Consider the following 22320-nt stretch of genomic DNA (forward strand, 5'->3'; position numbering starts at 1 on the left):
TGCTGCCCTTACACCCATTTTGCCATGGGTGGCAGGCTCATCAGCACGGCGTTGGCATCGTGTCCGGTTTCCAGGCCAAACTTGGTGCCGCGATCATAGACAAGGTTGTACTCCGCATAGAGCCCCCGATGCACCAGCTGGGCATCTTTCTCGGCTTCACCAAAACTATCAACACGACGTTTCTCAACCAAAGGCACAAAGGCTGGCAGGAAGGCTTTGCCAATGTCTTGGATGAAGCCAAAGTCCGCTTCCCAATCCCCGGTGTTGTGGTCGTCCAGAAAGATGCCGCCAACCCCACGCGCGCGGTTGCGGTGCGGGATATAAAAATACTCGTCTGCCCAGGCCTTTAGCCGAGGGTAATGCGCCTCACCGTGCGCGTCACAATGCGCCTTCTGCACCCCGTGAAAATGCGCAGTGTCCTCGTCATACTCCAAACAAGGGTTCAGATCAGAGCCACCGCCAAACCACCAACCGTGTGGGGTCCAGAACATCCGTGTGTTCATATGCACGGCTGGGCAATGCGGGTTCTGCATATGCGCCACAAGGCTAATACCGCTGGCCCAAAACCGCGGATCTTCTTTCATGCCCGGCAGGCCTTTGCGCGCCGCCATGGCATTCTGCGCGCGCTCCCCCAGCTCGCCGTAAACGGTGGAGACATTCACGCCGACTTTCTCAAACACACGCCCGCCACGCATCACCGACATCAACCCACCGCCAGCATCCGATCCATCGGCACTGCTGCGCTTGGTTTCAGTCACCTCAAATCGGCCCGCGTCCTGATCTGAAAACGGGCCTTCGGAATGGCTGTCTTCCAGCCCTTCAAAAGCGGCCACAATCTGATCCCGCAATTCACGAAACCATGCGCTGGCGCGTTGCTTTTCGGTGTCCATTTGATCAGACATGCCTGCCCCTCCGTTGTGTTCCGCATTGCCTATCATCGGCACACAACAGACGCCAGCGGCAGAACAGCGCGGATCAGTGGGCCGGGGTACTTACCGTGTCCAGAAGTGAGCGACCGCCATCCACAGTCACAATCTGCCCCGTCATAAAGCCCGAGGCCTCAGAGGCCAAAAACTGGATGGCATCCGCCAACTCGCCCGGCGCAGCGATCCGGCCCAGCGGCGTGTGCTGCTCAATCTCGTTGCGGCAATCGCGGTTATCTTTCAACGCGTTCTGCAAACTCGCGGACATCACCGAGCCAATCGCCACCGCGTTCACGCGAATACGTTCCGGCGCCAGCGCAACCGCCATTGCACGGGTCATTTGATCCAAGGCCGCCGTTGCAATAGAGTAGCCCAGCAAATCTGGCTGTGAGCGTTGCGCCGCAATGGAGCTGAGGTTCACGATCGAACCCACTGGCCCTTCGTCGCGCCCTTCGGCCTGTTTGATCATCCGCTTGGCAACAATCTGGCTAAGCCGCAGCGAGGTCATCAGGTTCTGTTGGATCATCAGATCCACCGAAGTGTCATCCGGATTGAGCGGATCGCTGGTGGTCACCTGCCGACAGCCGTTGATCAAAATATCAATCTGATCAAAGGCATCGATGGTGGCCGAGATCAGGTTGTTGATCGTCAGTTTTTCCCGCAAGTCGCCAGCAAAGTAACGCACATTACCCTCTTCCGGGCGTTCACCAAACTCCGCACAGAGGCTCTTTTCATCCACATCGGCAAACATGACATTGGCGCCATGCTCCGCAAAATGCCGCCCGACAGCCAGACCAATACCATTGGCCGAGCCGGTGATAATGGCGGTCTTCCCCGCGATATTAAACGACATCTACGATCCCCATCACGCTGTCCATGAGCCTATACCAGCTCTGTGTCACCCTCTGGCCCGAGTGGGGCGCTGTGCATGCAATACCTTGAATCGGGTGTCCCCGGCAACGGCCTCGACCGATTGGAACGCGTCCTGCAACGTGGCTTCATACGGCAGGTGCCGGTTTGCCACCATCCACAAATGCCCGGACGGCGCCAACATCTTGGCGGCAGCTCGGATGAAACGCTCACCCAACGCGGGCTCTGCCTTGCGCCCTGTATGAAACGGCGGGTTCATCACCACAGTGTCCACCCTATGGCCGGGCTTGAAGTTGGTGGCATCGGCCCAATGAAACTGCGCCCGTGGATCGGACAGGTTTTCCTTGGCACATTCCAGCGCCACATGATCCGCCTCAACCAGATGCAACACATCAAACGCCTGACGCGCCACCATCTCACTGGACAGATACCCCCATCCAGCCCCCAGATCGGCCACCACACGGCCTAGTTTTGGCGGCAACGCCTCAGCCAGCATCTTGGACGCCGGATCAATGCCATCCGCACTGAACACCCCCGGCCGCGTGACAAAGCGCTCTGCCACTTTTACAGGCTCACCAGCCCGCCAATCCGCAAAGTCCCCGCCCTCAAACCAAAACAACCGGCCATGGGCCTTGGCAAAACTGCCAAGCACCTCAGCGCTTTTACGGCATGCCTTGTAAATACCATCCACGCCATCGGTCTTCTGACCATCGACAATCACCAGATCCGCGCAGGCCGTCGCACGCGCAATCAAATCCCGCGCCAAGGCCTTGGCCCGCGGCAACACCACAATCGCCGCCGCGTAATTACCGTCTTCCACAACAGAGGCCTCATAGCCCGCATCCGAAAACGCGTCAAAATCCGGTTTCAAATGCTGCACCACATGCACCTGCCCGCGCGGCAGTGCACTCAGGTCATAGCCGACGCGCGGCGCAAACACGGCAATCCGTCCGTCAGACGGCAATGAAAGGCCATAGTCCTCTACGGCCAAAGACAATCGGGAATGGGACATATCAAGCGGTGATCCGGGCGTACCCGATCACTCCTTCTCCATCGTACACTGCAGGGGATGCTGGTGCCGCTGCGCCAAATCCATCACCTGCGTGACCTTGGTTTCTGCAATCTCGTGGCTGAACACACCCACAACCGCTACACCTTTCTTGTGCACGGTCAGCATGATCTCAAATGCCTGCGCGTGGGTCATCGAGAAGAACCGCTCCAGCACATGCACCACAAACTCCATTGGCGTGTAGTCATCGTTGAGCAGCATCACCTTGTAAAGCGGCGGCTTTTTGGTGCGGGTACGGGTTTCCAGCGCGACGCCAAGATCGCCGCCGTCATCGTCACCCATGCTCATGGTCATCGTCTGCAATGGCATATTCACAAGAATCCGGTTCGTGGTTTGCTGTTTATATAGCCTGAAGTTGGTCTTAGAAAAGAGGTCTGGAACAATCGGACCTTTTTCATGCCCAAGACCCTCACAACAGTTGCCTTTGATGCTGATGATACGCTGTGGCACACGGAACGGTTCTTTCGTCTCACCCAGGCCAAGTTTGCCGAGCTACTAGCGGATTTCACCGAGCCGGATCACCTAGAGGAACGCCTCTTAGAAGCCGAGCGGCGCAACGTGGGGCACTATGGCTTTGGCACCAAAGGATTCGTCCTGTCGATGATCGAAACCGCAATTGAGGTGACGGAGGAACGTGTGCCCGCCTCCGTGATTGCTGAGCTCATGGCCTGCGGCCGCGAGATGCTCCAACACCCCATCGACCTGCTGCCAAATGCCAAGGAAGTTGTTGAAACACTGGCAAAATCCCACCGACTTCTACTCATCACCAAAGGCGACCTGCTCGATCAGGAACGCAAGGTGGCCCAGTCCGGTTTGGGTGACTTGTTTGAATGGGTCGAGATTGTCAGCCATAAAACGCCCGACATCTACACACGCACTTTCCAACGCCATGCCGACGGTCCAGATCGGGCGTTGATGGTCGGCGACTCAATGAAGTCTGACATTGTGCCCTCCCTATCGGTCGGCAGCTGGGCGGCGCATGTGCCCAATGGCCCCGCATGGGCGCTGGAGCAAGCGGAAACGCCCAAAGAAAACCCGCGATTTGTGGCGCTTTCGTCACTGTCTGAAGTTTTGCCATTGGTCGAAGAGATTGGCTAAGGTCCTCACAAGGCAGGTCTAGCGGCTGGCAAGCACGATGCCACAACATCTGCGAAACCGATTTAAGCACCCAATGCAACTTGCCATAAACACAAGCTTTATTCGTTTCCGACCCTGTGTTACGCTCACTGTAATAATAAATGGTCAGACCGGAAAACCGGCGGCCTGAGGCAGAAAAAGAGCAGTTCACATGAAGGCGCGGCGCATTCAGCCGGCCCGTTTCGGGCTATTTTTGGCGACACTGGCATTCTGTGCCGTGATGACCCCCATGGTGTCTTTCGCGGCACCCTACGCAGCAATGGTGATTGACGCACGGGACGGCAAAGTCCTGCACAGTCGCAACGCCGACACCCGCCTGCATCCGGCGTCCTTGACCAAGATGATGACGCTCTACATCGCCATGGAAGCGGTAGAGAACGGCGAGATCAGCCTGGACACCAAAGTGAAAATCTCCAAAAACGCCGCCGCAGAGCCTCCGTCCAAGCTGGGTCTGCAAGCGGGACAGCGGATAGCCCTGCGCTATCTGATCCGTGCCGCAGCGATCAAATCCGCCAATGATGCGGCCACCGCCATTGGTGAGGCGCTGGAAGGCTCCGAGGCGGCCTTTGCCCGCCGCATGAACCGCACCGCCAAAGCCTTGGGCATGTCCAACACCACGTTCAAAAATGCCCACGGCCTGACCGAAACCGGCCACATGTCCACTGCGCGGGACATGACCACCTTGGGCCGCCACGTGCTCTATGACTATCCGGACTACTACAACCTCTTTTCCCGCCGCTCCACAAACGCGGGCATCAAGTCTGTGAACAACACCAACCGCCGCCTGCTCGACGCCTATCGCGGTGCCGACGGCATCAAAACCGGCTACACCCGCGCCGCGGGCTTCAACCTCGTGGCCTCTGCCGAGCGCGGGAACAAACGTGTGATTGCCACCGTATTTGGCGGCCGCTCCACCGCAACCCGCAATGCCAAAGTGGCCGAACTGCTGGATCTGGGCTTCAACCGCTCCGCCAGCCGCGTGGCGCTGCGCAAACCCGGCCGCCCCGCGTATCAAGGTAAAACCGCACCGGTGGGCAAGACCATCCGCGTGGCCACCGCTGTGAAGAAATCCCTGCGCCCCGTCCTGCGGCCAACTACAGCAAAACAAGAACAGCCCTCCGTGGTCGCCGCAGCCGCCATGTCTGAGGCAACAGTTGCCGCGGAAGCGACCGTTGTGGCAGAGGCCACTGTCATCGAACACGACATCCAGTCCGCCCTTTTACAGGCGCAGGACAACACAGGCGTGACATTGGTGAGCCTGAAAGAGGAGCCCACACCTCCACCGCAGCCAAAGGTCGTCACTCGCATCTCTACTGCTGGCGGGCGCCATTGGGGCATCAACGTCGGTCGCTACAACAGCCGTTTTGCCGCCGAAAAGATGTTGCTGAAAACCGCGTTGTCTGAGATGTCGACGCTGGACGGCAGCCTGCGCAAAGTGGTGAAAAACTCCCGCGGGTTTGAGGCCAACTTCCTCGGCATGACCAAAGAGACCGCTGATTTGGCCTGCCGCCGCCTGCAAGCGCGGCAAGTCACCTGCTACACACTGGGCCCAAGTTAATCCAAGTCGACCACTGACAAAGAAAGACCGTCGCAGCCTCCTGCGACGGTCTTTTTGTTTTGCGCTATAGCGAGCGACTAAACCTTCGGTTTGTCGTCATACTGCCCAGACAGAATGCGCTGCGCGTCGCCTTCGGGGTCATCATATTGGTTAGAGCGCACCGTGTAGAGGAACCCAACCAGGCCCACGCCCCCCAGAAACAGGGAGATCGGGATCAAATAAGACAGAACTTGCATGTCATCCTCTCAGGCGCAGGGCGTTTAGGGATACTGTAATCGAAGACGTGGACATCGCCAACGCGGCAATCAACGGTGTGGCCAGACCGGCCACCGCAAGAGGTACCGCGACAATGTTGTACACGGTTGCGATGCGGAAGTTTTCGCGGATGCGTTTGATCGCGCTTTTGGCCACGTCCACAGCTTCCGGGATCGGCGACAGATCACCGCCCAAAAGCACAATATCAGAGGCCACGCGCGCCGCATCCAGTGCTGAGGCTGGCGAAATCGACACATGCGCCGAGGCCAATGCCGCGGTATCATTGAGACCATCGCCCACCATCAGCACAAAGCGCCCGTCTTCCGCCAAACTCTGCACACGCTTGGCTTTGTCTTCCGGCAGCGCTTCCGCCACCCATTTGGCAATGCCGAGACGGTTAGCAAGGCCTTCCACCGCGCCGGTGGTGTCACCGGACATCAGGATCACCTCTTTGCCCGCAGCCTGCAGCGCCTTCACGCTCTCTTCGGCACCGTCGCGCAGCGCATCGGCAAACAGGAACGCCACCGGCGCGCGGTCGCCAATGCTCAGGAATGCCGACGTCTGATTGCCCGCCGTTGCGCCAACCCATGTTGGCCGCCCCAACCGCACCAACTGGCCGTCGATCCGCCCTTGCGTGCCATAGCCCGGCACTTCTTCGATTTCACTCACCCGCGCCGGACGCACGCCCGCCGCTTGGGCTGCCTTGGTGATGGCCGTGCTCAGGGGATGTGCCGAAGCCATCGATAATGCCAATGCGACGGACAGGTCAGCCTCGTCAAAACTCTCGATATTGGTCAATTCCGGCGCGCCAGCGGTCAAGGTTCCGGTTTTGTCAAACACCACCGTATCTACCTGCGCCAAACGCTCCAACGCCGTGCTGTGTTTGATCAACATGCCTTTGCGGAACAACCGCCCCGACGCAGCTGTCGTCACAGCAGGCACAGCCAAACCAAGCGCGCAGGGACATGTGATGATCAGCACCGCTGCCGCGATATTGAGCGCGGTGCGCATATCGAATGTGAACAGATACCAGCCCAGGAAACTCAGCGTGGACAGAATATGCACCCCCGGCGCATAGAGTTTTGCGGCCTTGTCAGCGAGGGACGTGTAGTTTGATCGCCCGGATTCGGCCACGGCCACCAAGTCGGCCATGCGGTGCAAGCTGGTCTGCTCGCCCACCGCTGTGGCGCAGATTACCAAGGGCCCCGTCAAATTCACTTCGCCCGCGCTCACCGCTTTGCCCGGTTCGGCAAACACCGGCAGGGTCTCCCCTGTGAGCAAAGAGCGGTCCAGTTCGGAGCGGCCTTCGACAATTTCGCCATCCACAGGCATGCGCCCGCCCGGCTTCACCCGGACCAGATCGCCAACAGCCAGTTCTTTCACCGCGACAGTTTCGTCCTGCCCGTCAACAACTCGCACAGCCCGCGGCACTTCCAAGGCGGCCAACTCTTCTGCCGCCGACCGTGCCACCGCCCGTGTGCGATGATCCAGATAGCGACCAGCCAACAAGAAAAACACCAACGTCAGGGCCGCATCAAAGTAGGCATGTTCACCCGACAGCGTGGTTTCCCAAAGCGACGTCACCACAGCCAACACAATTGCGAGAACAATTGGCACGTCCATGTTCAGGCGTTTGTGCTTCAACGCGTTCCAGGCATGCACAAAAAACGGCTTGCCGGAGAACGCGATGGTTGGCAGGGCAATCGCCGCAGAGATCCAGTGGAACATGTCACGCGTCGCTGCCTCAGCACCGGACCAGACCGACACCGACAGCAACATCACGTTCATCGACGCAAAGCCCGCCACCGCCAGCCGCATCAGCAGGTCACGTCCCGCCTTGTCCGTCTGTGTCGCGCTCAGTGTGCCGGCGTCAAGCTCATGTGCCTCATAGCCGACCTGTTCCAGCACGTCTGCCAAGGCTTCAGCGGTCACCTCAGGATCCGCTTCCACAGAAGCGCGCTTCAAAGTCAGGTTCACCCGCGCCGAATGCACGCCCGGATGCGCCGCCAACGCGCCCTCTACAGTCGAGATACAGGCGGCACAATGCACGTTTGGCACAGACAAGGCGATGCGCGCCTCTTCCTGAATGGCCTGCTCCGCCAGGGCTTCTGCCGCCGGAGCCGCATCACAGGCCGGACAGGCCGAGATATTAGGGCGCATCGCCGCAGTCATGGCTTAGCTCTGCTCCACACGCAGGATCACGCGTTGCTCAAACGGCGTGCCGTCCAGCGCAGTGGCGTTCATACGGATGTTCCAGTTCCCAGGGGCCAGCTCTTCACGTGCTACGTAGGCTTTGCCGTCAAACTGGAAATCCGGTGTGCGGTCATCCTGCACATGGGTCGCCCGCCCCAGAACCGCATCCAAGTTGGACACCTGCACCGGCTTACCGTTCTCATCGGTGATCGACAGGATCAGCAACCCGCCTTTGGCCCGCGCGCTCACATCCCAACCCAGAGCTTCCTGCGCATTGCGGCGTTCGTCAAAGCTCTGACTGGCCACGTAGGAGTTCTTTACTTCCAGACCGGGGAAGGTCGCCACCGCGTTCCAGGCCAAGGACAGGTTGACCGCAATGATCACACCAAACGCCCCGACAAAAATCATCAAGAAGTGTTTGCCGGTGAATTTCTTCTCAGCCATCACTGGCCCTTTCCGTTAAATACAGTGTCTTTGTGTACGCGGTCGCCGTTCCCGGTATCCTCGAACCAGAAGCGGAAGTTGGTCAGGCTGCCATCCGCCGGAGCCGATCCAGCCGGGGCAATCACATAAACCCGCTGGTTGCGCATCTGGTCTGCCGGTACATTTACCGCCTCATACGGGGTGCCCTCAAGCTGCACGCGCAGGCTTGGGTCACCTTTGACTGAAATCCGGAACATCCGGTCTTCACCATGCTTGTTGCGCAAGCGCACTTCGTAGGTGTTGCGGATCGATCCGTCCGACAGGGTCACAAAAGTCGGGTTCCGCACCGGTGCTACCGTGGCCTCGATGTCAGAACGCATGAACAGCGCCACCACCAAGCCAATACCCACCAGCGACCACAGCGAGGTGTACATGATGGTGCGCGGCCGGAAGATGTGTTTCCACACGCTCCGCGGCGGCTTACCACCACGTTCACGCTCTTCATCCGACAGCGCCAGATAATCGATCAACCCACGCGGTTTGCCGATCTTGTCCATGATGTCGTCACAGGCATCGATACACAGACCACAAGTGATACACTCCATCTGCTGTCCGTCCCGAATGTCGATCCCCATCGGGCAAACATTCACGCAGGCCATACAATCGATGCAGTCCCCCAAATTCGAATCTTCTGTGCGTTTGCCTTTTCCCCGGTTTTCCCCTCGCCAATCACGGTAGCCGATGGTGAGTGTATCCTCGTCCATCATCGCCGCCTGAATACGCGGCCATGGGCAGGCATAGATGCAGATCTGTTCACGGGCAAAACCGCCAAAGAAGAAAGTGGTGAAGGTCAGAATGGCAATGGTGGTGTAGGCAACCGGATGCGCATCGCCGGTCACAAGATCGACAGCCAAGGTTGGCGCATCAGCAAAATAGAACACCCAGGCCCCACCTGTGGCCATCGCGATCAAAAGCCATGTGATCCATTTGGTCACACGCAGGCGCACCTTTCGGAAATCCAGTTTCTTCTGGCGGTGCAGACGCAAACGCGCGTTGCGGTCGCCCTCAATCCAGCGCTCCACCAGAATGAACAAATCCGTCCAAACCGTCTGCGGACAAGCATAGCCGCACCACACCCGGCCCAGGGCCGAGGTGAACAGGAACAACCCAAGCCCCGCCATGATCAAAAGGCCCGCCACGAAGTAAAACTCGTGCGGCCAGATCTCGATCATAAAGAAGAAAAACCGACGGTTTGCCATGTCGATCAGCACAGCCTGATCTGGCAAGCTGGGCCCGCGGTCCCAGCGCAACAGTGGCGTCAGGTAGTAGATACCCAAGGCGACCGCCATAATGATCCATTTTAGATTGCGAAACGGCCCATAAACACGTTTCGGAAAGATTGGCTCGCGTGCCTCGTACAGGGACGGTGCAGGACTTTTGCTCACGGAATCACTCACATGTTTGGAGAGGAGATTTTCTCGATCTTGTCCCAGTGATTGGACGCCAGAACATTGACCTGTGTCAAATCTCACATTTGTGACTCACCTTTTACACCTTCGGGGCTGGAACCTCCCTGCGTCAGAGTAGCTCTGCGCGCATTTGCGCAGGGGTGCGACCTGTCCAATTCTGGAACGCGCGATAGAAGGAATTCGGGTCGCGATACGCCAGCAAATAAGAGATTTCCTCAACGCTCATGTCCGCTTGGCGCAAGTAATGTAAGGATAAATCCGATCGGGTGTCATCAAGCACAGACTGGAACGTCTGCCCCTCTTTGCTGAGGTGGCGTTGCAGGCTGCGGCGGCTTGTCACAAGCCGATCACTCACCGCATCCACCGACGCCTGCCCGGCTGGCAAAAGCTCCAACAAAGCATTCCGAACCCGCGCCGCCATCGACAAGGCACGCTGATGCTCCGCCAGCTGCCGCGTCAACTCGCGCTCAAAACCGGCCCACAGCTGCGGGTTTTCCGAAATCAGCGGCCGATAGGCATCTTCACGTGTCAGGGTCAGTCGTGGCAACGGTGTGACCACCGCTTTACGCCCATAGTGCCGGTCAAACACCGCCTGATCTTCCATCAACTCAGGCACGCCCACTTCCACTGGCAGGAAATCCACACCGGTAAACGTGCGCCCCATCTCCAAGAAATAGACCATCTCAAAGGCCGCCATGCACTTGGGCACATCGAGATTCGGCTCTGCCACGTCAATTTCCAAAATCAGATGCTGCTCTGTCTCTGTCACCGACAGTTTGATTGGTGCTACCAATGGCTTGAACACCGCCTTGCGCTTCAGCCCTGTGGCAATGTTGGGGCTACAGGAAAACGCAAAGGCCGCAGGAATAAACGGCCCGCGCGCCATGGTTCTGGCCATTTCGATCACCACTTTCGGGTCATCGATCTCATCAGAAATGGCTTCCCACAACGCAAAAAACTGCTGCGCAGTCACGCCTTTGGTGTCCGTCTCAAACAGATCCACCGGCATTCCGGCACGCCGCAAAACCCGCTCGGGAGACACACCGCACGAGCGCAGAAGACCTGCCGTGGATCTGTGAACCGGATACCGAACCTGTTTTTGCATCTGTGCCTCCAACTTAGGAGACAAACATAGGCAAGTTGGCGCAGTTCGCCAACCAAGTGGCGCAATTTGCATGTGTTGGAAAAAATTGTGGGTGCCAATCTTTCCAGGAAACGCGCGAACAGGACGGAAAGATCGACACCCAATGGACAGCTCCGGTTGCGGCGTGCTGCCCTTGAGACTGTTCTACCAAGGAGCGCCAGGTAAAAACTTGATCTTGGTCAAATTGGCAAAATTTTCTGGCACAAAAGCATAAAAAAAGACCGCCCCGGTTGCCCGGAGCGGTCTGTATTTCCAACGGGGTCGAAGTTACTCGCCGCCGCCCAGCTGATGCACGTAAGCGGATACCGCACGCACCTGCGCTTCGGTTAGACGGTTGCCCCAGGAAGGCATCACACCGTAGCGGCTGTAGGTCACGGTCTCTTTGATGGAGTCGTAGTCTCCACCGTAGAGCCAGATCGCATCCGCCAGGTTTGGCGCACCCTGCGCACGATCCCCGGTGCCATCTTCCATGTGACAGGAGGAGCACTCGTCCGCATAGACTTCTGCACCTGCCGCAACAAGCGACGCATCCATTGGCTCGCCAGACAGAGACATCACATAGTTCACGACCGCATCGATCTGCTCGTCTTCGAGGTAATCATCTCCGAAGGCTGGCATCTGAGAGTAACGCGCTTCGTCGTCTTCCTCATTGCGGATACCATGCTTGACCGTCAGGTAGATGTTCTCGATGTCACCGCCCCAGAGCCAGTCGTTGTCCAGCAGGTTGGGATAGCCAACCGCACCGGCCGCGCCGGATCCGTGACACTGGGCACACCAGGTTTTGAACACCGCGCCACCCGCAGACACTGCATAAGGGCCCAACTCCGGATCGGTGGTGATCTGGGTCAGTTCCGCAGCTTCCAGCTTTGCGTTGATCGGCGCCAGCTTGTCAGCAGCAGCGTCAATATCCGCCTGCACGTTGGCCCGTGTGGACCACCCCAGCAAACCGGTTGTCGCCCCTTTGATGCCAGGCCAGGCTGGGTAAGCAATGGTGTACCCGATGCCCCAGATGATGGTCACATAGAACACCCACAGCCACCAGCGCGGCATTGGATTGTCAAACTCCTCGATCCCGTCCCACACGTGACCGGTGGTGTTTGGATCGCCGTCAAACTTTTTCGATGGTTTGCTCATGTCCGCGCCTCCTCGTTCGTGGCGGGTTTATCTTCATGACGGAACGGAATGCTGGCCGTGTCCTTGTATTCCTTGGTTGAACCAGGGCGGAACACCCACAGTACAATCGACAGGAAGAACAAGAACAGGAACAGAAGCATCCAGCTGTCCGCAAATTCTCGCAGGAAGGAATAGGTTTCCATAAAGCCTCTCCTTACCGCGACGCGGCCGGCGTGAAGGTCGAGAAATCAACCAACGTACCCAGCATCTGAAGATAAGCGATCATCGCATCCATTTCGGACACACCTGGCTGACCGTCGAAGTTACGTACATTCACGTTAACCTCGCCATAGCGCTCCAGAAGACCGTCATAATCGCTGTCCGGATCGGCCTGCGCCATGAAGTCAGACTGGGCATTTTCCAGCATGTCTTCGGTGTAAGGCACACCCACAATCGCGTTCGCTTTCATGATGTCACCGATGTATTTGCCATCGATCATCTTCTTTTCGAGGAAGCCATACTTCGGCATGATCGACTCAGGTACCACGGACTGCGGGTCACGCATGTGGTCCAGATGCCAATCATCGGAGTAGCGACCACCGACACGGGCCAGGTCAGGACCCGTCCGCTTGGAGCCCCACTGGAACGGGTGATCGTATTTGGACTCCGCTGCCAGCGAGTAGTGACCGTAGCGCTCCACCTCGTCGCGCATCGGACGGATCATCTGGCTGTGGCAGACATAGCAGCCTTCGCGCAGATAAACCTCACGGCCCGCGAGTTCGAGAGGGGTGTAAGGGCGCATGCCCTCCACATCCTCAATGGTGTTTTCGAGCCAGAACAGAGGCGCGATTTGTACGATGCCACCGATGGTTACGACCAGGAAGCTGCACACAAGCAGGAGGGTCGCGTTGGTCTCGAGGATCTTATGTTTGTCGAGAATAGCCATAGCTGCCGGCCCTCCTTATTCAGCCGGGACTGCGACGGAAAGGTTGGCCTCTTTGGCCGGTGCCTTACGTACAGTCATCCACAGGTTGTAGCACATGATGATGGAACCGGTGAGGAACAGAACCCCGCCCAGACCACGCACGATGTTCATCGGTTTCTTCGCAGCCACAGTGTCGGCAAAGGAGTTCACCAGGAAGCCGTTGGCATCCACTTCACGCCACATCAGGCCTTCCATGATACCGGTCACCCACATGGACGCCGCGTAGAGCACGATGCCGATGGTGGCGAGCCAGAAGTGCCAGCTCACAAGCTGCAGCGAGTACAGACGCTCTCGTTTCCACAGCACAGGGACCAGGAAGTAGAGACAGCCGAATGTGATCATGCCGTTCCAACCCAGCGCACCGGAGTGCACGTGACCAATGGTCCAGTCAGTGTAGTGAGACAGAGAGTTCACAGCGCGGATCGACATCATTGGACCTTCGAAAGTCGACATGCCGTAGAAACCTACCGAGATCACCATCATGCGGATCACAGGGTCGGTGCGCAGCTTGTCCCAGGCACCGGACAGGGTCATCAGACCGTTGATCATGCCACCCCAGGACGGCATCCACAGCACCACGGAGAACACCATGCCGAGGGTCGAGGCCCAGTCAGGCAGCGCGGTGTAGTGCAGGTGGTGCGGACCAGCCCAGATATACAGGAAGATCAGCGCCCAGAAGTGGATGATCGACAGCTTGTAGGAGAACACCGGACGTTCGGCCTGTTTCGGGATGAAGTAGTACATCATGCCCAGGAAGCCCGCGGTCAGGAAGAAGCCCACAGCGTTATGGCCGTACCACCACTGCACCATCGCATCCTGTACACCGGCCCAGACAATCACCGACTTGGAGCCGAAGATGGACACAGGAATGGTCAGGTTGTTGACCACGTGCAGCATCGCGACGGTGACGATAAACGCCAGGAAGAACCAGTTGGCCACATAGATGTGTGGCTCTTTCCGCTTGATCACGGTGCCGAGGAACACCGCCAGGTAAGCCACCCAAACGATGGTCAACCACAGGTCTACATACCACTCAGGCTCGGCGTATTCCTTGGACTGCGTACCGCCCAGAAGGTAGCCTGTCGCTGCCAGAACGATAAAAAGCTGGTAGCCCCAGAAGACAAACCAACCAAGATTGCCACCCCACAGCCGCGCTGCGCTGGTGCGCTGCACAACGTAGAAGGATGTCGCGATCAGCGCGTTACCGCCAAACGCAAAAATCACCGCCGAGGTGTGCAGCGGGCGCAAACGGCCAAAGTTGGCGTAGCCCTGTGCCCACTCGAAGTTGAGTGCCGGAAAGGCCAGCTGGAACGCGATAAACACCCCTGCCAGAAACCCGACGACCCCCCAAAAGGCGGTTGCGATCACACCGTAGCGGATCACGTCATCCATGTATTCGTCCTGCGCGTGCACCTTCTCGGTGCCCATGCCGCGCAGAACCCAAATAAACAGCCCAAAGGACACACCCGTAACAATCCAGGCATGTACCATGTAAGCTACGTCACGCGCATAGTTGGCCGCTATCATCGCAAAAAACGTGATGAGGCCCAGCGCGATCAGCTTGAAGTAATTTACCATTTCGCGTCCCTTCGTCTTGCCCTGCCCGATTCTTCTTCGGGCTTAGGGCGGATTTGACCAATCGTCTTTTGCAGGTGCAGCGAAACTTTCGCTTTGATCTGGGTCAAGGAAACTGACCGCGATGTCTGTCTGTATCTATTTCAAGAAACACGGCTTTCTTAGCACCCGCTCGGAAAAGTCGTATCTAAATTACACCTTTTCATAACACGGGTTGGTGACAATGAACTACAAATCTTTGCTGTGCGTTCTGACGGACTCTGACTTCACGGCGGCCCCGCTCGCACAAGGAATCGCCCTCGCCGAAGCACAAGATGCACATCTCGACGTGCTTGCCCTTGGCGTTGATCGCTCTCAAACCGGCTACTTCTATGCGGGTGCAGACGCACTATTGATGCAGGAAATGCTCAAACGCGCCCATGAAGAGGCCGACGCGGTGAAAGCCGCGGCCGAAGCCGCGCTTGGCAAAACCGACGTGCGCTGGGCCTGCGACACCGGCGTGACACAGATTGCTGACCTGGGGCGACATGTGGCCGCACGCTCGCGCTTCTCCGACCTGGTGATCCTGCCCAAGCCCTACGGCAAGAATCAGGGCACCGAGCTGGAACCCACTCTGGAGGCCGCTCTGTTTGAGGGGCAGGCGCCTGTTCTCATGGTGCCGGAAACCGCCAAGCCTTTCTCTGCGCCCAAGACCATTTCCATCGGCTGGAACGAAAGCGCCGAAGCCTTGGTGGCTACTCGCGCGGCCCTGCCCTTCCTGAAAGAAGCGGATCTGGTGCATGTGGTGGTGATCGATCCACCAACCCACGGCCCGAACCGCTCCGACCCCGGCGGGCTGCTGTCACAGTTCCTGTCGCGCCATGGCGTGCGTGTTGAAGTGGACGTGCTGTCCAAAACCCAACCTCGTGTGTCTGACGTGCTCCTGCGCCATGCAACCGACACCGAAACCGACATGATTGTGATGGGGGCCTATGGCCACTCCCGCTTCCGCGAGGCCATTTTGGGCGGCGCGACCCGCAACATGCTGGAACAGGCCAACATTCCGGTGTTCCTGTCGCATTGACCATAGCGAGCTTTTTGCCGGGGGATGTGTCGTGGGACACGCATCGCTCCGGCAAAACAAAAAGGCGGGGCCAGCCCCGCCTTTTTCTATTCGTGTCAGCAAGATAGCCTTACGCCATCATCCCGCCATCTGCATCGTCGCCAGCTTCATCCAGAAGGCGTTCAAAGCTCGGCACGGTCACGTGGCGCTTGCCTTCCAGCTCGATCACCCCATCACGCTTCAGCGCAGACATCTGGCGGCTCACGGTTTCCAGTGTCAGCCCGAGGTAATCCGCCATCGCTTCGCGGGTCAGCGGCAGATCAAACACGATCTTGCCGGCTACACCTTCGAGCTTCAGTGACGCATCGCGACGGCCAATGATACACAGCAAGCTCGCAATCTTTTCACGCGCGGTTTTCCGCCCCAACACCAGCATCCATTCGCGCGCCGCATCAAGCTCGTCCAGCGTCATTTCCAGCAACCGCTGCGCCACATGGGGGGTCTCCACCATCATGGCTTCAAATGGTTTGCGCCGGAAGCAGCACATCACCAGATCGGTGGTCGCCACCACATCGTAAGACGCGGTTTCGCGGCCAGGCCGGCCTACAAAATCACTTGGCAGCAAAAGGCCCACCATCTGGGTGCGCCCATCTTCCATGGTCTGGGTCAGAGACGCGATGCCGGAAACCACAGAGCCTACAAACTCCATGCGATCCCCGGACCAGATCACCGTCTGACCAGCTTCAAAGCTGCGGTAGTACTTGATTCCCTCAAGGGTCTCGAGCTCATCCGCATCACAGCGCGCGCATACAGCGCGGTGCTTGATGGGGCAGCTTTCGCAGCCAACTGTAAGGTCCAATGTCTCGTTCATTACCTGTTCATACCTAGACTTGATCTGGGTCAAGGGTTCGCATTTCCCGTTTCTCTATGAGTACGCTCATGGAACAGGAAAAACAATTGGCCAAACTCGGACTGTTTGACGCGAAGGTTCCGCGTTACACAAGCTATCCGACAGCCCCGCACTTCAACAACGACGTGACGCCAGACACCTACAAGGCGTGGATTGAAGCGATTCCGACCGGTTCGCAAGTCTCACTTTATGTGCATGTGCCGTTTTGTCGCCGCCTCTGCTGGTTCTGCGCTTGCCGCACCCAGGGAACGTCCACGCTGTCTCCGGTTGCCGCTTATGTAGAGACGCTGAAAGACGAGCTCAAAATTCTGAAGGCTTCCCTGCCTGAAGGCGTGAGTCTGTCTCGTCTGCATTGGGGCGGCGGCACACCAACCCTGCTGGATGCGCCCATGATGGAAGACCTCGCCGGTGCGATCTTCGACGTTGCGCCCATGGCCAAAGACGGCGAGTTCTCGGTGGAGATCGATCCCAATGAAATCGACCACACCCGACTGGAAGCGCTGGCCAAAGCAGGCATGAACCGCGCATCCATTGGCGTGCAGGATTTTGACGATGAAATCCAAAAAACCATCGGCCGCATCCAGGGCTACGACATCACCCGCGATGCCGTAGAGATGATCCGCGCCCATGGCGTGAAAAGTGTGAACGCCGACATCCTGTTTGGACTTCCGCACCAGACCCAGGCCCGCATCACCGAAAGTGTGCAAAAGCTCCTGTCGCTCTCCCCGGACCGCGTGGCGCTCTATGGCTATGCCCACGTGCCGTGGATGGCCAAGCGCCAGCAGATGATCCCCTCAGATGCCCTGCCAACCCCACAGGAACGCCTCGCGCTGTTTGAAACCGCGCGCAAGCTCTTCCTTTGGGACGATTACGACGAAATTGGCATCGACCACTTCGCCACCAAAACGGACGGCCTGTCTGTGGCACAGCGCAACGGCACTCTGCGCCGCAACTTTCAGGGCTACACCGACGACACCGCCGACGTGCTTCTGGCGGTTGGCGCGTCCTCCATTGCGCGCTTCCCGCAAGGCTACGCTCAGAATGCTCCGGCCACCTCGGCCCACACCGGCGCCATCCGGGACGGACACTTCTCCACCTCGCGTGGGCACACCTTCACAGACGATGACCGCCTGCGCGGCCGCCTGATCGAAGCCCTCATGTGCGACTTCCGCATCGACGCAGAAGAGATTGTCGACCGTTTTGACATCTCCCGCGCCGAGTTGAACGAGATGTTCTCTAAGGTCATGGCGCAGTTCCCGGACGTTCTGGCACTGGAAAGCGGCGCTTTGGTGGTGCCTCTGGAGGCGCGCCCATTGACCCGCATCATCGCGCGGGCCTTTGACGCCTATGACATGAGCAAAGCGCAGCACAGCGCGGCGATCTGATCTCAGCGTACAGCTTACAAAACAAGGCCGGTCCCCTGGATCGGCCTATTTTGGTGGTGGCACCCACTGATACAACGTGTCGAACTCTTCCTGTCCGGTCACTTCAAACCCGTGCTGGCGATAAAACGCATTGGCCGGACTGTCTTTCAACGCCATCAGCCGCACCGGTAGATCTCGCTCGGCCGCATCTCTCAGCACACAGTGCAGGATCAGGCTGCCGATCCCACCACCTTGCTGATCCGGTGCTACATAGAGGTGGTCGAGGTACAAATGATCGCCCCGATCCTGCACAGCAAAAAAGCCCAACAGCTGATTTCCGGACAACACGAGCGTTGTATCTGCCGGCACAAAGCTGTCCAGAAACCGCCGCCGCGCGCGTTCTTGGTTGAACCGTCCCACAGCCTCAAGGCTTGGCCGCATGGCATTCACGCGCAGCGTGGCCAAGCGCTTTGCATCGGTGTCTTTCGCACCATCAAATCGGAGACTGGTCACGTTGGCGCCGCCGCCAACAGCTCACGTGTGTAATCCGTCTGCGGGTTCTCAAACAGATCCTCAGAGGCACCCGCCTCCACCACATCACCGGTTTTCATCACCATAATCTTGTGGCTCATCGCGCGCACCACATGCAGGTCGTGGCTGATAAACAGGTACGCGAGGCCATATTTCTTCTGCAAATTGCGCAGCAGCTCTACGATCTGCACCTGCACCGTCATGTCCAACGCCGAGGTCGGTTCATCCAGTACCACCAGCTTGGGTCGCAATATCATCGCCCGCGCGATTGCGATCCGCTGCCGTTGACCGCCAGAAAACTCATGCGGATAGCGATCCATCGCCGCCGGGTCGAGGCCGACTTCGGTCATCACCTCGCCCACCAGCGTGCGCGTGTCCCGCCCATCCGGGTTGCCATGCACGCCAAGCCCTTCAGAAATGATCTGCTCGCAGGTCATACGCGGGCTCAGGCTGCCAAACGGATCCTGAAACACGATCTGCATATCCTTGCGCAGCGCCCGCAGCTCCTTGGTGCTCCACTTGCGCACGTCATGCCCATCAAAGTTGATTTTCCCGTCACTGCCAATCAACCGCATGATCGCCAGCGCCAATGTGGTTTTGCCAGAGCCACTCTCGCCCACAATACCCAGCGTTTCCCCGGCGCGCACCGTCAGGCTGGAGTCGTTCACCGCCTTCACATGGCCAACAGTCCGCTTGAGCAGCCCTTGCTGGATCGGGAACCAAACACGCAGGTTTTCCGTGCTGACAATTTCCTCCGCGCCCGCAGGCACCGGATCCGGCACACCAGACGCCTGCGCGCTCAACAACAGTTGTGTGTAGGGATGCTGCGGATTGTCAAAAATCTCAGACACAGGCCCGGCCTCGACAATCTCGCCATCCTTCATGACGCAAACCTTGTCGGCAATCCGCCGCACCACGCCCAAGTCATGGGTGATAAACAAAAGCCCCATACCTTCGCTGGCCTTCAGCTCGGCCAGAAGCTCCAGGATTTGCGCCTGAATGGTCACATCCAGCGCCGTGGTTGGCTCATCTGCAATCAGGATATCTGGCTTGTTGGCCAGCGCCATGGCGATCATCACCCGTTGCCGCTGTCCACCGGAAAGTTGATGCGGGTACGAACTCAAACGCTGCTCGGCATCGCGCAGCCCCACCTTCTGCAACAGTTCCAGCACCCGCGCACGGGCCTTGTCACCCGTTACCCCTTGGTGCAACGCGAGACTCTCTGCCAATTGCTTATCAATCGTGTGCAGCGGGTTCAGCGAGGTCATCGGCTCCTGAAAGATAAAGCTGATATCGTTGCCGCGCACCTTCCGCAGCAGCTTTCCCGACGCGCCCACCATCTCCTGACCTTCATAGGTCACAGAGCCGGACACTTCCGCGCTCTCCGGTAACAAGGATACGGTCGACAAGGCCGTCACCGACTTGCCAGACCCTGACTCGCCCACCAGCGCCACAGTCTCCCCGCGATCCACGGTGAAGGATACGCCTTTGACCGCCTCGACACGCTGCCCATCCTGCCGGAAGGCCACGCGCAGGCCTTTGACCTCCAAAACGCTCATGAGAAAGTCTTCCTTGGGTCAAACGCATCGCGCACGCCTTCAAAGATGAAGACCAACAGCGACAGCATGATGGCAAAGGTGAAAAACGCGGTGAAAGCCAACCAAGGTGCCTGCAGGTTCTGCTTGGCCTGCAAGGTCAACTCCCCAAGGCTCGGCGCCGAGGACGGCAAACCAAAGCCGAGGAAATCCAAACCGGCCAGCGTGCTGATTGTCCCGGTCACGATAAACGGCAACATAGTCACGGTCGCCACCATCGCGTTTGGCAACATATGGCGGAACATAATCACCCGGTTACTCACGCCCAGTGCCTTGGCCGCTCGCACATATTCCAGGTTCCGTGCCCGTAGAAACTCTGCCCGCACCACGCCCACAAGCGCCGTCCACCCAAACAACACCGTGAGAAACACAAGCAGCCAGAAGCTGCGTCCCAAAATCGCGAACATAATGATGATAATGTACAGACTTGGCGTGAACGCCCAGATCTCAATAACCCTCTGGAAGATCAAATCAATCCAACCACCAAAATAGCCTTGGACCGCGCCTGCGACAATGCCGATGATGCTCGCTGAAATTGTCACAATTAATGTGAAAAAGATCGACAGCCGGAAACCATATATCACCCGCGCCAACACATCACGCTTGCGGTCATCGGTACCCAACCAGTTCTGGCTGTCCGGTGGCAGAGGGGCCGCACCGGCACGATCCACGGGCGTGTCGTAGCTGTATGGTATTGGTGGCCATAGGGTCCAACCTTGTTGAAACCCCTCTGAACCGTCCGCGTAAGCACCTTCATAAATTCCCGACAGGATGTCTTCAGGCGTGTCGAAACAGTCTTCCATTCCGCCACTGGTGATCAAACATTCGACCACCGGATCGTTGTAAACCGCCTCGGTTTTGAAATCCCCGCCAAAGGTGGTTTCGGGATAAAAGTTGAAGATCGGCGTGTAAAACTCACCACGGTATTTGATCAGAATGGGCCGATCATTTGCGAGAAACTCGGCAAAAAGCGACACCACAAACACAACGGAGAAAATGATCAAGGACCAAAGCGCGCGCCGGTTGCGCTTGAAGTTGCTCCAACGCCGTTGGTTCAGAGGGGACAATGCCATCAGCCTTCCCTCTTCTCAAAATCAATCCGCGGATCAACAAACACATACATCAGGTCGGAAAGGATTCCGACCACAAGACCAATCAAGGCAAAGACAAACAAAGTGCCAAAAATTACTGGATAATCCCGCGCCACGGCCGCTTCAAAGCCCAATCTGCCCAGTCCGTCGAGCGAGAAAATGGTCTCAATCAACACCGAGCCGCCGAAGAACACACTGATAAACACAGCAGGGAATCCTGCAATTACGATCAGCATCGCATTGCGGAAAACATGCCCATAGAGCACACGCTTTTCTGTCAGGCCTTTGGCCCGCGCCGTCATCACATAGTGCTTCTTGATCTCATCCAGAAAACTGTTTTTGGTGAGCAATGTCAGCGTCGCAAAGGCCGCAATAGTCGAGGCCAGAACCGGCAAGGTAATATGCCATGTATAATCGAGTACTTTGCCAATCATCGTCAGGTCTTCAAAGTTGTCCGACGTCAATCCTCGCAAAGGGAAGATCTTCCAATAGGATCCGCCCGCAAACAAAACCAAAAGCATGATCGCAAATAAAAACCCAGGAATGGCATAGCCCACAATAATTGCACCAGACGTCCAGGTATCAAAAGGTGTGCCATCTTTCACAGCCTTGCGAATACCCAGTGGTATGGACACAAGGTACGCAATGAGTGTCGACCAAAGGCCCAACGTGATCGACACCGGCATTTTCTCCAAAACCAGATCCGTCACACTAATTTTGCGGAAATAGCTCTCGCCAAAATCCAAGCGCACGTAATTGCCCATCATCGTCAGGAACCGCTCCAGCGGCGGTTTGTCAAAGCCAAACTCCTTCTCCAGCTCTTCAATAAACTCTTTGGGCAATCCCCTGGCCCCCAAGTATTCACTGTCCGAGCCAAAGGTCTCCTCCGTGGCGATGTCTTCACCTCCACCGGCGAAACCTGCAAAAACGTCACCTTCGCCCTGCATCTTGGCAAGGACCTGCTCCACAGGCCCGCCAGGAACAAATTGCACCAGGGTAAAATTGATGATCATGACCCCAAGCAAGGTTGGGATCACAAGCAGCAGTCGTCGGAGGATATAGGCACCCACCGG

Annotated in this window: 22 protein-coding genes; 4 read left to right on the plus strand and 18 right to left on the minus strand. The window is 57.8% G+C overall.

The window, feature by feature from the left end:
• Positions 1-8: 8 nt before the first annotated feature.
• From hemF to clpS, 4 genes are all read right to left on the minus strand, one after another.
• Complete coding sequence (gene hemF / locus SIB92_RS11425) at positions 9-902, minus strand: oxygen-dependent coproporphyrinogen oxidase (protein ID WP_412552181.1); 894 nt, start codon at positions 900-902, stop codon at positions 9-11.
• Positions 903-975: 73 nt separating this feature from the next.
• A complete protein-coding gene (locus tag SIB92_RS11430) occupies positions 976-1776 on the minus strand; it encodes an SDR family NAD(P)-dependent oxidoreductase (RefSeq protein ID WP_412552182.1) in 801 nt (266 codons plus the stop codon).
• 45 nt (positions 1777-1821) lie between these two features.
• A complete protein-coding gene (locus tag SIB92_RS11435) occupies positions 1822-2805 on the minus strand; it encodes a class I SAM-dependent methyltransferase (protein ID WP_412552183.1) in 984 nt (327 codons plus the stop codon).
• A gap of 27 nt (positions 2806-2832) precedes the next feature.
• Entirely contained in the window at positions 2833-3171 is a 339-nt protein-coding gene (gene clpS, locus SIB92_RS11440; protein WP_294112920.1) for an ATP-dependent Clp protease adapter ClpS, read from the minus strand.
• 87 nt (positions 3172-3258) lie between these two features.
• Here clpS and SIB92_RS11445 point away from each other — a divergent pair, with 87 nt between their 5' ends.
• Positions 3259-3960 (plus strand): HAD family hydrolase, encoded by a 702-nt coding sequence (locus tag SIB92_RS11445; protein ID WP_412552184.1) that lies wholly within the window; start codon positions 3259-3261, stop codon positions 3958-3960.
• Between the two features lie 190 nt (positions 3961-4150).
• Positions 4151-5557: a D-alanyl-D-alanine carboxypeptidase family protein gene (locus tag SIB92_RS11450; RefSeq protein ID WP_412552185.1), complete on the plus strand. Its 1407-nt coding sequence runs from the start codon at positions 4151-4153 to the stop codon at positions 5555-5557.
• 77 nt (positions 5558-5634) lie between these two features.
• Here the strand turns inward: SIB92_RS11450 and ccoS are convergent, their stop codons facing one another.
• From ccoS to ccoN, 9 genes are all read right to left on the minus strand, one after another.
• The gene (gene ccoS / locus SIB92_RS11455) at positions 5635-5793 is read right to left on the minus strand and encodes a cbb3-type cytochrome oxidase assembly protein CcoS (RefSeq protein WP_294112915.1); all 159 of its coding nucleotides are present in this window, start codon (positions 5791-5793) and stop codon (positions 5635-5637) included.
• 1 nt (position 5794) lies between these two features.
• Positions 5795-7984 carry a heavy metal translocating P-type ATPase gene (locus SIB92_RS11460; RefSeq protein WP_412552186.1) on the minus strand — a complete coding sequence of 730 codons (2190 nt, stop codon included), beginning with the start codon at positions 7982-7984 and terminating at the stop codon, positions 5795-5797.
• A 3-nt stretch (positions 7985-7987) separates the two neighbouring features.
• Positions 7988-8449, minus strand: coding sequence for a FixH family protein (locus tag SIB92_RS11465; protein WP_412552187.1), 462 nt, complete (start codon positions 8447-8449; stop codon positions 7988-7990).
• Positions 8449-9885 carry a cytochrome c oxidase accessory protein CcoG gene (ccoG, locus tag SIB92_RS11470; protein ID WP_412552188.1) on the minus strand — a complete coding sequence of 479 codons (1437 nt, stop codon included), beginning with the start codon at positions 9883-9885 and terminating at the stop codon, positions 8449-8451. Before ccoG ends, SIB92_RS11465 begins: the two co-directional genes overlap by 1 nt.
• Positions 9886-10006: 121 nt before the next feature.
• Positions 10007-11002 (minus strand): AraC family transcriptional regulator ligand-binding domain-containing protein, encoded by a 996-nt coding sequence (locus tag SIB92_RS11475; protein WP_412552189.1) that lies wholly within the window; start codon positions 11000-11002, stop codon positions 10007-10009.
• 306 nt (positions 11003-11308) lie between these two features.
• Complete coding sequence (gene ccoP, locus SIB92_RS11480) at positions 11309-12175, minus strand: cytochrome-c oxidase, cbb3-type subunit III (protein WP_412552190.1); 867 nt, start codon at positions 12173-12175, stop codon at positions 11309-11311.
• On the minus strand, positions 12172-12357 hold the full coding sequence (locus SIB92_RS11485) for a cbb3-type cytochrome c oxidase subunit 3 (protein WP_412552191.1): 186 nt from the start codon (positions 12355-12357) through the stop codon (positions 12172-12174). The genes ccoP and SIB92_RS11485 overlap by 4 nt, the downstream gene beginning before the upstream one ends.
• A gap of 11 nt (positions 12358-12368) precedes the next feature.
• Positions 12369-13100 carry a cytochrome-c oxidase, cbb3-type subunit II gene (gene ccoO / locus SIB92_RS11490; protein ID WP_412552192.1) on the minus strand — a complete coding sequence of 244 codons (732 nt, stop codon included), beginning with the start codon at positions 13098-13100 and terminating at the stop codon, positions 12369-12371.
• A gap of 15 nt (positions 13101-13115) precedes the next feature.
• Positions 13116-14717: a cytochrome-c oxidase, cbb3-type subunit I gene (gene ccoN, locus SIB92_RS11495; RefSeq protein ID WP_412552193.1), complete on the minus strand. Its 1602-nt coding sequence runs from the start codon at positions 14715-14717 to the stop codon at positions 13116-13118.
• A gap of 220 nt (positions 14718-14937) precedes the next feature.
• Here ccoN and SIB92_RS11500 point away from each other — a divergent pair, with 220 nt between their 5' ends.
• A complete protein-coding gene (locus SIB92_RS11500) occupies positions 14938-15777 on the plus strand; it encodes a universal stress protein (protein WP_412552194.1) in 840 nt (279 codons plus the stop codon).
• A 109-nt stretch (positions 15778-15886) separates the two neighbouring features.
• Here the strand turns inward: SIB92_RS11500 and fnrL are convergent, their stop codons facing one another.
• A complete protein-coding gene (gene fnrL / locus SIB92_RS11505) occupies positions 15887-16627 on the minus strand; it encodes a transcriptional regulator FnrL (protein ID WP_412552195.1) in 741 nt (246 codons plus the stop codon).
• Positions 16628-16695: 68 nt separating this feature from the next.
• Here fnrL and hemN point away from each other — a divergent pair, with 68 nt between their 5' ends.
• The gene (gene hemN / locus SIB92_RS11510; RefSeq protein ID WP_412552196.1) at positions 16696-18051 is read left to right on the plus strand and encodes an oxygen-independent coproporphyrinogen III oxidase; all 1356 of its coding nucleotides are present in this window, start codon (positions 16696-16698) and stop codon (positions 18049-18051) included.
• Between the two features lie 45 nt (positions 18052-18096).
• Here hemN and SIB92_RS11515 read toward each other — a convergent pair whose 3' ends face one another.
• From SIB92_RS11515 to SIB92_RS11530, 4 genes are read right to left on the minus strand one after another with little or no spacing between them, the layout of a single operon-like run.
• Complete coding sequence (locus SIB92_RS11515; RefSeq protein WP_412552197.1) at positions 18097-18543, minus strand: GNAT family N-acetyltransferase; 447 nt, start codon at positions 18541-18543, stop codon at positions 18097-18099.
• Positions 18540-20120 carry an ABC transporter ATP-binding protein gene (locus SIB92_RS11520; protein ID WP_412552198.1) on the minus strand — a complete coding sequence of 527 codons (1581 nt, stop codon included), beginning with the start codon at positions 20118-20120 and terminating at the stop codon, positions 18540-18542. The genes SIB92_RS11515 and SIB92_RS11520 overlap by 4 nt, the downstream gene beginning before the upstream one ends.
• Positions 20117-21229, minus strand: coding sequence for an ABC transporter permease (locus tag SIB92_RS11525; protein WP_412552199.1), 1113 nt, complete (start codon positions 21227-21229; stop codon positions 20117-20119). The genes SIB92_RS11520 and SIB92_RS11525 overlap by 4 nt, the downstream gene beginning before the upstream one ends.
• On the minus strand, positions 21229-22317 hold the full coding sequence (locus tag SIB92_RS11530) for a microcin C ABC transporter permease YejB (RefSeq protein ID WP_412552200.1): 1089 nt from the start codon (positions 22315-22317) through the stop codon (positions 21229-21231). Before SIB92_RS11530 ends, SIB92_RS11525 begins: the two co-directional genes overlap by 1 nt.
• Between the last annotated feature and the right edge of the window lie 3 nt (positions 22318-22320).

Origin of the sequence: Shimia sp. MIT1388 (assembly GCF_047124445.1) — a bacterium.
Lineage (GTDB): Bacteria > Pseudomonadota > Alphaproteobacteria > Rhodobacterales > Rhodobacteraceae > Shimia.